Here is an 11,568-nt window from a genome sequence, read left to right as displayed (position 1 = left end):
GCGCATCCCGGCCGCGTCGTGGCGGCCGGGATCCGGGGCCCGCCCGAGGGTGTCGGACGGGCCCTTGGGTCGGTGCGCGTTCAGTGCTTCGGGGAGTGGCCGCCCTGGTGCCGCGGGGTGTACGGGATCTGGTGGGTGACGCCCTTGGGGAGCTTGGTGCGCGGGGCCGGCGCAGTGGCCGCCTGGTGGGTGTGGCCGTGGGTGCCCGGTGTGGCGGCGGCCCCGGTGGCAGGCAGGGTGAAGGTGAGCGGGGTGCCGGTGGCGGCGGTCCAGCCGGACAGCTCACCTGCGTACGCGCTGCCGAAAGCGCCGGTGCCCAGCCTGCTGCCGGTGGGCAGGGTGGCGTTGGTGTACGTACCGCTGGGGGCCTGCACGGTGACCGTGTTGCCGATGCGGTAGGCGGTGACCTGGCCGGCGTTCAGGGCAGCGGTCCAGGCGGTGCGGCGCTGGAGTTCGGTGCCGATGTCCTTCATCCGCAGGTTCACCAGCGGGGTGTTGGCGGCGAAGAGGCTGTTGTAGCCGTCGAGGACGCCGTCGAGTACCGGGTAGGCGATGCGGTCCTCGGCGAGGTTGGACTGGTGGATGAAGTGCGGCTTGGGGTCGTTGGAGAGCACATGGCCGAGGTCGATGCGGGTCTCCAGCGGCACGATGTAGTCCTGGTAGCCGGTGCCGGTGTCCAGCGGGGCGGGCATGCAGGTGGTGGTCGCGGGGTTGTCCTCGCACAGGCCGCTGCCGCCCTGGGCGCGGCTGGTGTAGAGCCAGTTGTACTCGTCGACCTCTTCGGAGGCATGGCCCGCGTTGTAGAAGACGTTCATCGGGTAGCGGGCGACGGTGGCGGCGGGGCCGACCTGGCGCTGGGCGGGGTCGCGGGAGGCGTCCGCGCCGAGCCATTTGACGCCGCTGTCGGTGAGCGCGGGTGCCAGGTTGGGGTTGTCCTGGGGCTGTTGCGGCAGGATCAGCAGGCCGGAGTGTTCACCGGTCACCAATTCGCTGTTGTCGAGGGGGAGTCCGTTGACCTCGCCCCAGGCGCGGTTGTTGGCGATCTCGTCGTCGATGGTCTGCCGACTGACCCACTGGGTGCTGCCGTCGGGGTTGGTCTCGCACTTCCACGGGACCACGGTGGTGTCCTGCTCGCAGCCGAGGAAGGCGTGCGTGTAGGTGTGGTTGATCCAGCGGAACTGGTTGCGGTCGGCGATGAGTTTGTCGGCGAGCTGGTCGACGCCGTTGTTGTCCTCGCGCTGGTCGACGCTGCCGGAGCCGTTGAAGGCGAGGTCGAGGGTGAAGCCGTGGCTCTGCTCCCAGGCGACGGCGTAGTCGACGTCCGCCGGGGTCATCCGGATCGGGTTGGGCGTGCCGGAGCTGTTGGTGCAGTCGACGTCGCCGGGCGTGCAGTTGAGCTGGGTGTCCCAGCGGTCGTCGGCCGCGAACACGTCGTCCACGTGCACGGCGAAGTAGTTGCGGGAGGCGCCGAGGTGCACCCCGCCGGTCATCCAGTCCACGATGCCGCGCGCCAGCAGCCGGAACTGCTGCTGGTACTGGTTGTAGACGAAGGTGATGACCAGCTCGCGCCGCCCGTCGTGCCGGTACTCGCCGACGAGGGAGCCCTGGGTGGTGGTGCCGGGGATGGTCGCCTGGACGTACGGGGTGAAGTCGGCGCCGGGCGCGGGCGTCGACAGGTAGGCGTAACTCTCGCCCACGGTGGGCGAGTTGTCCTCGAAGGGCACGGCGCCCTTGAGGTAGTCGAAGGGACCCGCCTTGCCCGCGTCGGTGACCTGGGCCTGGACGCCGTCGACGCTGCCGGAGTAGCCGCCGGAGGTCGGGACCTGGAGCCCGGCCTGGGGGCGGGCGTAGGTGTAGGCGTCCACCTGCGGGATGCCGTACGTCTGCTCGTAGGCGGCGAGTGCGCTCATCTCGGCACTGCCGGAGGCGAACGGGTTGTCGTTGGGCAGGACGACGGCCTGGTACTTGGCGCGGGGCCGGCCGCCCACGGTGTCGGCGAGGAAGCCGGCGTCGATGGTGGGCCGGCCCGCGCTGGTCAGGTCGACCTCGGTGAACGGCGTTCCTTCCGAAGTGAGTTCGGCGGCGATGGCGTCGGTGGCCGGCCCGCCGTCGCTCACCACCAGGACTCTGAGGTCGATGCGTGGTGTGCCGCTGTCGGCCTGGGCCGGTCCGGCCTGGAGGCCGAGTGCGGTGATGAGCGCGCCCACCGTGAGCGCGGTGGTGCCGATGGTCCGCTTCATGCGGTGAAGTTCCCCTCCCCGGACAGGGGTGAGCACGGCTCGCATGGAGCGGACGCACCCCCTCGCACGCCGCCGGCGTCCCCCTCAGAAGCCGGTCGGCGTGCATCCGTCGCGTCACATAGTGATGGATGTGTGTAGCTTTTGTGGTCGGGTCACGAAACCTGACGGAAAATGGCGGGTATCCAACTGCCTTGTGACACAACCCGATTGAGCTTTTTCCCGTCATGCCCGGTCTCACCCGGCGGACCGTCGGGTCCGCCGGGCCGGGCGCCGGCCGCCGCGGGGTGCGCGGCGGGCCGTCAGGAACAGAGCACGCGCGTCTCGGGCGTGTAGACGGGGCCGCCGCTGTAGTTGGTGCCGTCGCTGAACTCGGCGTAGAAGTACGAGTAGAAGCCGATGTTGCCGTTGCAACCGGAGTCGGCGGCGACCTGGAGGGTCAGGGTGACGGTACGGCTCTGGCCGGGCGGGATGGTGGCGCCGTAGTTGGTGCCGAGGTTGGTCGGGCCGGTGCCGGAGCAGGGGGTGCTGGTGCCGTCGGCGGCGGCCAGGGTGCAGCCGGCGAAGCTGTACTTGAGGTCCGGACGCTGGGTGGTCAGCCAGGTCGGGTCGATCGTCTGGTACACGAACAGGACGTCGTACGTCTTGTTGTTGGTCAGCGTCATCGAGAGCTTGACCGAACCGCCGGGGGTGGTGGTGGCGTTGTCGGCGCTGAAGGTGAGGGCCGCGGGGTTCGGGTCGGCGCTGGCCAGGGAGCTGAAGCCGAAGACGGCGAGGACGACGGCGAGGACGGCGGTGAGACCGAGGCGTCTCAGCAGAGGTGATCGCATGGGCCGGGAGGCTAGGCGCGGGGCGCGCGCGGCGTCTGCCCCGTCATGGGCTCCCGGAGCGCGATCGGCCGAAAGCGGTCGCCAAGTGAAGGCAATGTGATGACCATGTGACGACCTTCCGGAGGGAGCATCCCCGCACGGTACAGGCGGTGACGGCGGAGGTGCGTGGTGTGGCCGGAAACGTCGGCGCAAAGCCGGGGTAATGGCGAGGACCCGCCCTGGGCTCGCGCGCGGAACCAGGTCATCCGGTCATGTGCGGGCGCACTTCCCGGCCAATCGGTGAATTCCGGCCGCGCCGGTCCCCTGCTCGAGGACCGGCGCGGCCGTACCCGCGTCACCCGCGGGCGTGTGCCCGCTCGAACGCCGCGAAGGCGGCCTCCTGGCGCCATTCCAGGCGCGCCCTGGCGCTGCCGGCGAGGAGCCGCCGGCAGGCCGCGCCGCGCACGGGCTGTCCGGGGGTCTCGGCGCGGCAGGCCGCGACCGGGTGGTAGCCCCGCGCGGTGGGGTTGCCCTGCCACAGGCTGGCGCCGGGCAGGAAGGCGTACTGGAGGGAGGCGCGGGCCAGGTCCTTCAGCTCCGGGTAGCCGAGGCCGTAGGTGGCGGCGGCGTACTGGTACTCGTGGCTGATGTCGATGCGCGAGACGCCGGGGTCGTCGGTGGCGAGGACGACCGGGACGCCGTAGCGGCGGTACGTGGTGAAGGGGTGCTCGGCGCCCTTGACGCCGAGGATCTGCGCGTTGCTGGAGAAGGGCACCTCGACGGCGATCTGCCGGTCCGCCATGGTGCGGGCGGTGCGCTGCCAGTCGTCCTCGTGGACCAGGTCGACACCGTGTCCGACGCGCTCGGTGTGCGCGACGTCGACGGCCTGGGCGATATGGAACTTCAGCGCCTCGGGCTTGACCAGCCCGGGCCACAACTCGCCCGCGTGCAGGGTGACATGGGCCTTCGGGTACACGGTGCGCAGATAGCCGACCATGCGCATCTGGAGGCTGTAGTTCGCCAGCGAGCTGTCCCAGTCCTCGGGCTGCACCAGGTTGACGGCGACGAACCGCGGGTCCGCCTCGGCCAGTCGCATGCCGAGGTCCAGCTGGGTGAAGACCCGCACCGGTGAACTGCCGCGGGACGCCTGGGAGATCCAGCGGACGGTGAGCCCGCAGGCCGGCCGGGCCCGCGAGGTGCCGCAGTGCTCGGTGGCGCGGAACTCGGCGTCACCGTCATCGGCCTCCTTGCGGGCGTTCGCGACGAGCTTGTCCAGCTTGCCGCCCGCGGCCAGCTTGCGGTGCAGGGCGGCGAGGTCGGCGTCCCAGCCGACCTGGTCGGCGAGTTGCTTGGCGCCGTCGGAGGCGGGGGTGACCATCGTCTCCAGGTACGACTGGTTGTTGGCCACGACCGTGTCGGCGACCTGCGCGAGCAGCTTGCCCCGGTGCCGCCAGGTGACCTCGCCGAACTTGCCGAAGGTGTCGAAGAAGTGGTCGTGCCCGTTCTCGCCGGGCGGGAAGTCCTGCATGGACCAGGCGCGCACGATCGCCTCGTGGAAGGCACGGTCGGTGCGGGCGTCGGCGGCGGGGCGGGTGCCGGGGCCGCAGGGCGGGGCGACGGCGGTCATCGTCGCGTCGACGCACAGGCCGTCCTCGGCGGCCAGCTCGACGAGGTAGTCGGTGTTCACCGCTCCGGAGAGGTGGTTGTGCAGGTCTCCGCCCTTGGGGAGCTGCCGGAAGAACGCCCGCAGGGCCGCGGGCCGGTCCTTGACCGAGCGGAGGTAGGCGTCGGTGCGCGCCTCGGCGGCCGTGGCCTGCCGGGACGGCGGCGCGGCGGGCCGGGCCGCCGGGCGCGCGGGCTGCGCGGCGGCGGGCAGGGCGGACAGCAGGGACAGGACGCTGAGGGTGCCGAGCACGGCCGGAACGACCCGGCGCGGTACGGCATTTCGGGTGTGCAGACTCACAGGGGCATGATCAGCGAAGGAGTACGGCGGCGGGTGCGCGACCGGCGCATACCGGCCGGAGAGCACCCGTGCGGGTGACACATCCGGTTCCCTGTCCGGTAACGGACGGTGCGGGGGGCGCGCGAGGGGCCGGGGAGTACGGGGGTGGCATGCCGGGCGGCGGCGCGGGTAGTCGCGCTTGCGAACGTCGTGCACCGGCGGCGACTTACCAGGAGGCCGACCCCATGCTGATGGCACACCCCGCTGTACTGAAGGACCTCATCGCCCAGTACGAGACCCTCACGCTGCTCGGCGCGGAGGAGAGCACTCCGGGGGCGCGGCAGCGGCTCGCGGACGTCTCCTACACGCTGTGCGTGGCCACCGGGACGCGGGATGTCGACATGGCGCTGGTCGCGGCACGTCACCGGCTGTCCGGGGCCCGCCCGGAGGACGACTCCCTGCTCCAGGGTCCGGCCCCGGCCGTCGCCTGAGACCGAGGCGGGAGTTGGGCGCGTCGGCGCCGCACCGTCCCCCAGTCGGCGGCTCCCCCCGCCGCACTCCCCCGAAGTCGCGGGCTCCCGCTTCTGGTCGGCGGGACCTACCGGGCGGTATACAGAACCGGTCAATCGCGTGAGGGCCGCTCGAAGGCGCCGCCGTCCGCGCTGAGTACCGGTTCCAGGGGGGACGATGACCGACGACAGACGCCCGGCGGACGGGACGAGAGCCCGGCGGCGGCCCGCGGTGCTGGCGTCGGCGGCGGCCGGCTGTGCCCTGGTGGCCGCCGCGACACCGGCCGCCGCGCACCCGGCGGGCCACGCCCACCGCCTCGCATACGTGGCGCTGGGCGACTCCTACACCTCGGGCCCCGGCATACCCACCCAGGTGGACGCCAACTGCGCCCGCTCCAACCGGAATTACCCCTCGCTGGTGGCGCGCCGGGCGGGGGCGGCCGCGTTCACCGACGCCAGTTGCTCGGGCGCGACGACCGCGCAGATGTGGCAGGCACAGGGCACCAACCCGCCGCAGCTGGACGCCGTGTCACGGCATACCGACCTGGTGTCGCTCCAGATCGGCGGCAATGACGTCGGGTTCGGCACCATCATCGCCACCTGCGCCCGGCTCGGCGCGAAGGATCCGGCGGGCAACCCGTGCCAGCGCTCCTACGGGGCGTCCGGGCAGGACGCGTCGGCCCTGGCGGTGCGGCAGACCGCGCCGAAGATCACCAAGGTGCTGCGGGCCGTGCGCGCGCGGGCGCCGCACGCCAGGGTCCTGCTCGTCGGCTATCCCGATCTGCTGCCCGACGACGGTGTGGGCTGCTTCCCTCAAGTACCTTTCGCGCAGGGCGACTTCGCCTATCTGCGGGACACCGAGAAACGGCTGAACGCGATGCTGCGGACGGTGGCCGCGCACAACCGCGCCGCCTACGTGGACACCTACGGTCCGACGGTCGGCCACGACATGTGCAAGGCGCCCGCGGACCGCTGGATCGAGCCGCTCCAGCCGGCCGCGCCCGCGGCCCCCGCGCACCCCAACGCGCTGGGCGAGCAGGCCATGGCGGGGGCGGTCCTGCACCGGCTGGCGGGCGGCTCCGGACACCGCTGAGCCCCGCCGCGGCGGCCTCCGCGCACCGCCGGGGGCCGCCGCGACCCGCGTCCGGGAAGGGGCCGTCGCTCAGCCGCCCAGGGCGCCGCGCACCACGCCCTGCGCCTCCTCCTGCACCCGCGCCAGGTGGTCTACGCCGAGGAAGGACTCGGCGTAGACCTTGTAGACGTCCTCGGTGCCCGAGGGGCGGGCCGCGAACCAGGCGTTCTCGGTGGTGACCTTGATGCCGCCGATGGCCGCGCCGTTGCCGGGCGCCTCGGTGAGCACGGCGGTGACCGGCTCCCCGGCGAGGGTGTCCGCGGTGACCTGGGCGGGCGACAACGTGCCGAGCAGCGCCTTCTGTTCGCGGGTGGCGGGGGCGTCGATGCGGGCGTACGCGGGCTCGCCGAAGCGGGCGGTCAGGGCCGCGTAGTGCTCGGACGGGGTCTTGTCCGTGACGGCGGTGATCTCGGAGGCGAGCAGGGCGAGGATGATGCCGTCCTTGTCGGTGGTCCACACCGAGCCGTCCCGGCGCAGGAAGGAGGCGCCGGCCGACTCCTCGCCGCCGAAGCCGAGGTCGCCGCCGATCAGGCCGTCCACGAACCACTTGAAGCCGACGGGCACTTCGACCAGGCGACGGCCGAGGTCGGCGGCGACCCGGTCGATCATGGTGGAGGACACCAGGGTCTTGCCGACGCCCGCGTCCGCGGACCACTGCTCGCGGTGCCGGTAGAGGTAGTCGATGGCGACCGCGAGGTAGTGGTTGGGGTTCATCAGGCCCGCGTCCGGGGTGACGATGCCGTGCCGGTCGGCGTCGGCGTCGTTGCCGGTGGCGATGCGGTAGGCGGCGCGCTGCTCGATCAGCGAGGCCATCGCGTAGGGCGAGGAGCAGTCCATGCGGATCCGGCCGTCCCAGTCCAGCGTCATGAACCGCCAGGTGGGGTCGGTGTGCGGATTGACCACCGTGAGGTCGATGCGGTGCCGCTCGGCGATCCGGCCCCAGTAGGCGACGGAGGCGCCGCCGAGCGGGTCGGCGCCGATACGCACCCCGGACGCGCGGACCGCGTCCAGGTCGAGGACGCTCGGCAGGTCGTCGACGTAGGTGCCGAGGAAGTCGTAGCGGCCGGTGGTGTCCGCGGCGAGGGCGCGGGTGTACGGCAGCCGTCGTACGTCCTTCAGGCCGCCGGTGATGATCTCGTTGGCGCGGTCCTGGATCCAGGAGGTGGCGTCGGAGGCGGCCGGGCCGCCGCTCGGCGGGTTGTACTTGAAGCCGCCGTCGGCGGGCGGGTTGTGCGAGGGGGTCACGACCACGCCGTCGGCGAGCCCCGTGGTGCGGCCCCGGTTGTGGGTGAGGATGGCGTGCGAGACGGCGGGGGTGGGCGTGTAGCCGTCCGCGCTGTCGATGAGCACGGTCACGCCGTTGGCCGCGAACACCTCCAGCGCGGTGACCCGCGCGGGCTCCGACAGGGCGTGAGTGTCGGCGCCCAGGAACAGCGGACCGTCGATGCCCTGCCCGGCGCGGTACTCGCAGATGGCCTGGCTGGTGGCGGCGATGTGGTCCTCGTTGAAGGCGCTCGCCAGGGAGGAGCCCCGGTGCCCCGAGGTGCCGAAAGCCACCCGCTGGGCCGGGTCGGCCGGGTCCGGGTGCAGCGCGTAGTACGCCGTGACCAGCCTCGCCACATCGACAAGATCCTCGGGGCCGGCCGGCCGGCCGGCTCGCTCGTGCGCCATGAGTGCGTTCCTCCGCATCGGTTTCGGTCACTCGCTGACGTCCATCTTTCCTCGTCAGGGCGCTGCCACGCGAGTCCGCGCGGACCGGGGCGGCGTGACCGCGCCACGTTCGCCGCGCGCGGTACGGCCGCGCGCCGCGCCGCGGGCTCCGCCGGCCGCGCGGCGCGACACGCGACGCCCCGTCAGCCGATGTGGTAACTGTCGCCGTACACCTTCCAGTCGAGCGGCGTCTTCAGGTCGAGGTTGCCCTTGCGCAGGAAGACCCGCTGCTCGGTGTCGACGCGGGTGGTGTCGCTGTGGGCCTCCTCCTGCTTCATGGCCCAGACACGGGCGTCGAGGAAGGCGTTCAGGTACGCCGTCTCGTCGCCGCCCTGCGCCGGGGGCTTGGCGGTGCGCAGGGCGCGCCCCCGGATGTTGCGGAAGCTCGTGGGGTCGTCGCCGTCGCCGTGCATCACGATGGCGTCGTAGTAGCAGAACTGGCCGAGGGCGCGCAGTTTGTCGGCCTTGCCCTGGGCGACGGCGGGGTCGAAGTAGACGCGGTCGCGTTCGTCGTCCTGGCACTTCTGGAACACCGCGTCCTGCGCGGCCTTGCGCCAGTCCTTGGGGAAGTCGGGGTCGAGTCCGGAGTGCGAGTCGCTGCCGTTCACCTTGCGCAGCGCGGGCAGGTACTTCGCGAGGACGTTGCCTGGCTTGCGGTCGGCGTAGAGCTGGACGAGGTCGAGCATGTCGCCGGTGCCGGAGCAGAAGCCGATGATGCCGGCGGTGTAGCCGCGGCCGTCGCCGATGTCCTCGATGTACTTGTACTGGGCCTTCCAGTCGAGCGAGGAGTTCTCCGCGCTCGACACCAGCTTCATCGCGATCTCCTTCTCCGCGGGATCGTCGAGGCCGGCGGCGGTGACGGCCTGTGCCGCGGTGGCGCGCGGGATGCCGAGCGCGGCACCGGCGGCCACGGCGCCGAGCGCGGCGACGAGGGTACGGCGGGAGAGTCGGGCGGGGGCCGCTGATTCGCGGTGTGCGTGCACCACTGGGGCTCCAAAGAGGGGTGGGGGGTGGCGAGTTGGGCCAGTACGAAGGAGCGCTGCTGTACTGGTAGGAAAGTTTCCTATCAGAGCTGGGAGCGGCCGGTAACCCGGCCCGTGTGAAATTCGTAGGATCGGACAGTCCCGCATTCAGAAGCGGGACCGCTCAATTCGATCCGGCTGCGCGATTGGACTTATGGATCACCTCGGCGCAGGGTGGACGGACCCCCTCGCACCTCGGGGGGCACCCGTACCGCACCACCCGGAGATCACCCGATGACCTACGTCGCGGACCCCGCTCGCTACGACGGCACCATGCAGTACCGGCGCACCGGCCGCTCGGGCCTCGACCTGCCGGTCCTGTCCCTGGGCTACTGGCACAACTTCGGCGACGACCGCGCCTTCGAGACCCAGCGCGAGATCGCCCTGCGCGCCTTCGACCTGGGGATCACCCACCACGATCTCGCGAACAACTACGGCCCGCCCTACGGCTCGGCGGAGGCCAACTTCGGCCGGCTGATGCGGCGGGACCTCGCGCCGTACCGCGACGAGCTGGTGATCTCCACCAAGGCGGGCTGGGACATGTGGCCGGGCCCCTACGGGCAGGGCGGCGGCTCCCGCAAGTACCTGCTGGCCTCGCTGGACCAGTCGCTGCGCCGGATGGGCGTGGACTACGTGGACATCTTCTACTCCCACCGGCTGGACGCGAGCACGCCGCTGGAGGAGACGATGGGCGCCCTCGACACGGCCGTGCGCCAGGGCAAGGCGCTCTACGTCGGCATCTCCTCCTACGACGCCGAGCGCACCCGGCAGGCCACCGCGATCCTGCGCGAGCTCGGCACCCCGCTGCTGATCCACCAGCCGTCGTACAACATGTTCAACCGCTGGATCGAGACCGAGGGCCTGCTGGACGTGGCGCAGGAGGAGGGGTTCGGGGTCATCGGCTTCACGGCGCTCGCCCAGGGCCTGCTGACCGGCCGCTACCTGGACGGCGTGCCGGCGGACTCGCGGGCCGCGCGCGGCGCGTCGTTCGACCGCTCCTGGCTGACCGAGGACGTGCTGCGCCGGCTGCGCGCCCTGAACGGCATCGCCGCGCGGCGCGGGCAGACCCTGGCCCAGCTCGCGCTCGCCTGGGCGCTGCGTGACCGGCGGGTGACCTCCCTGGTCATCGGCGCCTCGCGCACCGAGCAGCTGGAGCAGAACGTGGCCGCGCTGGAGAACCTCGACTTCACCGACGAGGAACTGGCCGAGATCGACACGTACGCCACCGACGGCGGTGTGGATCTGTGGCGCGAGGCCCGGCTGGGAAATCTGGATTGACTCCCCTCAATGTGACACAGCTCACAAAAATGAGGGATAAATAGGACTTAATCTGGCAACTCGGACATCCGTACGACTCCCTCACACCGCAAGGAGCCGCTCGCCGCATGGTGCACGCAGCCCGTCCCAGCCACGTCCCGCCGCCCCGTCCGGACCTGAGCCGCGCTCGCGACTGCGAACGCTGCCTCGGCTGGGGGACCGTCGTCAGCCGCGACGGCGAGCACGAGCTGTGCCCCGCCTGCCAGGCGGGCCCCCGGTAGCCCCGGGGGCCCGGTCGGCGGCGGACCCGTACCGTTGAGGCATGGCCGCCCCTCCGCTTCCCGGACCACTGGCCCATCTGGCGCCGCTGCTCGGCCACTACGGCTACTGGGCCGTGGGGGCCGTGATCCTCGTGGAGGACTTCGGCATCCCGGCACCCGGCGAGACGATCCTGCTCGCCGCCGGGGTGTACGCGGGCGCGGGTGAGCTGGACATCGTGAAGGTGGCGCTCATCGCGTTCGCCGCGGCCGTCATCGGGGACAACATCGGCTATCTGATCGGCCATTACGGCGGGCGCGCCTTCGTGCACCGCTGGGGCAAGTACGTCCTGCTGACCCCGAAGCGGTTCGCGGCCGCCGAGGAGTTCTTCACCCGGCACGGCGGCGCGATCGTCACCGTGGCCCGGTTCATCGAGGGCCTGCGCCAGGCCAACGGCATCGTCGCGGGCACCTCGGGCATGCACTGGCGCCGCTTCCTCGCCTTCAACGCCCTCGGCGCCGCCCTGTGGGTGGGCCTGTGGACCACCCTGGCCTATCTGGCGGGCAGCCATATCGACGCGGTCTACGAGCAGATCAAGCGCTACGAGATCTACGTCCTGGTGGCCCTCGCGGTCCTGGTGCTCGCGCTCGTGGCCCGCCATGTCGTACGGCGGCGCCACGAGCGCTGAGCCG

General features: G+C 71.9%; 10 protein-coding genes. 5 read left to right on the top strand and 5 right to left on the bottom strand.

The genetic code is table 11. The features are described 5' to 3' along the window. Window positions 1-80: 80 nt before the first annotated feature. From ACE4Q9_RS31105 to ACE4Q9_RS31095, 3 genes are all read right to left on the bottom strand, one after another. Window positions 81-2,240, bottom strand: coding sequence for a hypothetical protein (locus ACE4Q9_RS31105; protein ID WP_397987846.1), 2,160 nt, complete (start codon window positions 2,238-2,240; stop codon window positions 81-83). 299 nt (window positions 2,241-2,539) lie between these two features. Further along, window positions 2,540-3,067, bottom strand: a complete 528-nt coding sequence (locus tag ACE4Q9_RS31100) for a hypothetical protein (RefSeq protein WP_397987845.1) — start codon at window positions 3,065-3,067, stop codon at window positions 2,540-2,542. Between the two features lie 334 nt (window positions 3,068-3,401). Beyond that, on the bottom strand, window positions 3,402-5,009 hold the full coding sequence (locus tag ACE4Q9_RS31095; protein WP_397987844.1) for an adenosine deaminase: 1,608 nt from the start codon (window positions 5,007-5,009) through the stop codon (window positions 3,402-3,404). A gap of 224 nt (window positions 5,010-5,233) precedes the next feature. On the opposite strand from ACE4Q9_RS31095, the gene ACE4Q9_RS31090 reads away from it, so the two are divergent. Further along, on the top strand, window positions 5,234-5,479 hold the full coding sequence (locus ACE4Q9_RS31090) for a DUF5133 domain-containing protein (RefSeq protein ID WP_397987843.1): 246 nt from the start codon (window positions 5,234-5,236) through the stop codon (window positions 5,477-5,479). A 196-nt stretch (window positions 5,480-5,675) separates the two neighbouring features. Beyond that, window positions 5,676-6,590, top strand: coding sequence for an SGNH/GDSL hydrolase family protein (locus ACE4Q9_RS31085; protein WP_397987842.1), 915 nt, complete (start codon window positions 5,676-5,678; stop codon window positions 6,588-6,590). A gap of 69 nt (window positions 6,591-6,659) precedes the next feature. Here ACE4Q9_RS31085 and pgm read toward each other — a convergent pair whose 3' ends face one another. Together pgm and ACE4Q9_RS31075 are read right to left on the bottom strand one after the other, a co-directional pair. Next, window positions 6,660-8,300, bottom strand: a complete 1,641-nt coding sequence (pgm, locus tag ACE4Q9_RS31080; protein ID WP_397987841.1) for a phosphoglucomutase (alpha-D-glucose-1,6-bisphosphate-dependent) — start codon at window positions 8,298-8,300, stop codon at window positions 6,660-6,662. A gap of 182 nt (window positions 8,301-8,482) precedes the next feature. Then, complete coding sequence (locus tag ACE4Q9_RS31075; RefSeq protein WP_397987840.1) at window positions 8,483-9,325, bottom strand: chitosanase; 843 nt, start codon at window positions 9,323-9,325, stop codon at window positions 8,483-8,485. Between the two features lie 270 nt (window positions 9,326-9,595). Here ACE4Q9_RS31075 and mgrA point away from each other — a divergent pair, with 270 nt between their 5' ends. From mgrA to ACE4Q9_RS31060, 3 genes are all read left to right on the top strand, one after another. Continuing rightward, on the top strand, window positions 9,596-10,639 hold the full coding sequence (gene mgrA, locus ACE4Q9_RS31070; protein ID WP_397987839.1) for an L-glyceraldehyde 3-phosphate reductase: 1,044 nt from the start codon (window positions 9,596-9,598) through the stop codon (window positions 10,637-10,639). A 107-nt stretch (window positions 10,640-10,746) separates the two neighbouring features. Continuing rightward, window positions 10,747-10,899 (top strand): hypothetical protein, encoded by a 153-nt coding sequence (locus ACE4Q9_RS31065; protein WP_397987838.1) that lies wholly within the window; start codon window positions 10,747-10,749, stop codon window positions 10,897-10,899. A 41-nt stretch (window positions 10,900-10,940) separates the two neighbouring features. After that, complete coding sequence (locus ACE4Q9_RS31060; RefSeq protein ID WP_397987837.1) at window positions 10,941-11,564, top strand: DedA family protein; 624 nt, start codon at window positions 10,941-10,943, stop codon at window positions 11,562-11,564. The last annotated feature ends 4 nt before the right edge of the window (window positions 11,565-11,568 follow it).

Source organism: Streptomyces sp. AM6-12 (assembly GCF_044327085.1).
Taxonomy (GTDB): domain Bacteria; phylum Actinomycetota; class Actinomycetes; order Streptomycetales; family Streptomycetaceae; genus Streptomyces.
The sequence above is the reverse complement of the archived record's forward strand: the minus strand, read 5'-3'. Positions and strand labels throughout refer to the sequence as shown.

What these genes read in the sequence shown, in the direction of transcription:
- ACE4Q9_RS31100 (WP_397987845.1), bottom strand. Translation starts at nt 3,067, where the DNA reads ATGCGATCACCTCTGCTGAGACGCCTCGGTCTCACCGCCGTCCTCGCC.
- pgm (WP_397987841.1), bottom strand. Translation starts at nt 8,300, where the DNA reads ATGGCGCACGAGCGAGCCGGCCGGCCGGCCGGCCCCGAGGATCTTGTC.
- ACE4Q9_RS31060 (WP_397987837.1), top strand. Translation starts at nt 10,941, where the DNA reads ATGGCCGCCCCTCCGCTTCCCGGACCACTGGCCCATCTGGCGCCGCTG.
- ACE4Q9_RS31085 (WP_397987842.1), top strand. Translation starts at nt 5,676, where the DNA reads ATGACCGACGACAGACGCCCGGCGGACGGGACGAGAGCCCGGCGGCGG.
- ACE4Q9_RS31090 (WP_397987843.1), top strand. Translation starts at nt 5,234, where the DNA reads ATGCTGATGGCACACCCCGCTGTACTGAAGGACCTCATCGCCCAGTAC.
- mgrA (WP_397987839.1), top strand. Translation starts at nt 9,596, where the DNA reads ATGACCTACGTCGCGGACCCCGCTCGCTACGACGGCACCATGCAGTAC.
- ACE4Q9_RS31105 (WP_397987846.1), bottom strand. Translation starts at nt 2,240, where the DNA reads ATGAAGCGGACCATCGGCACCACCGCGCTCACGGTGGGCGCGCTCATC.
- ACE4Q9_RS31065 (WP_397987838.1), top strand. Translation starts at nt 10,747, where the DNA reads ATGGTGCACGCAGCCCGTCCCAGCCACGTCCCGCCGCCCCGTCCGGAC.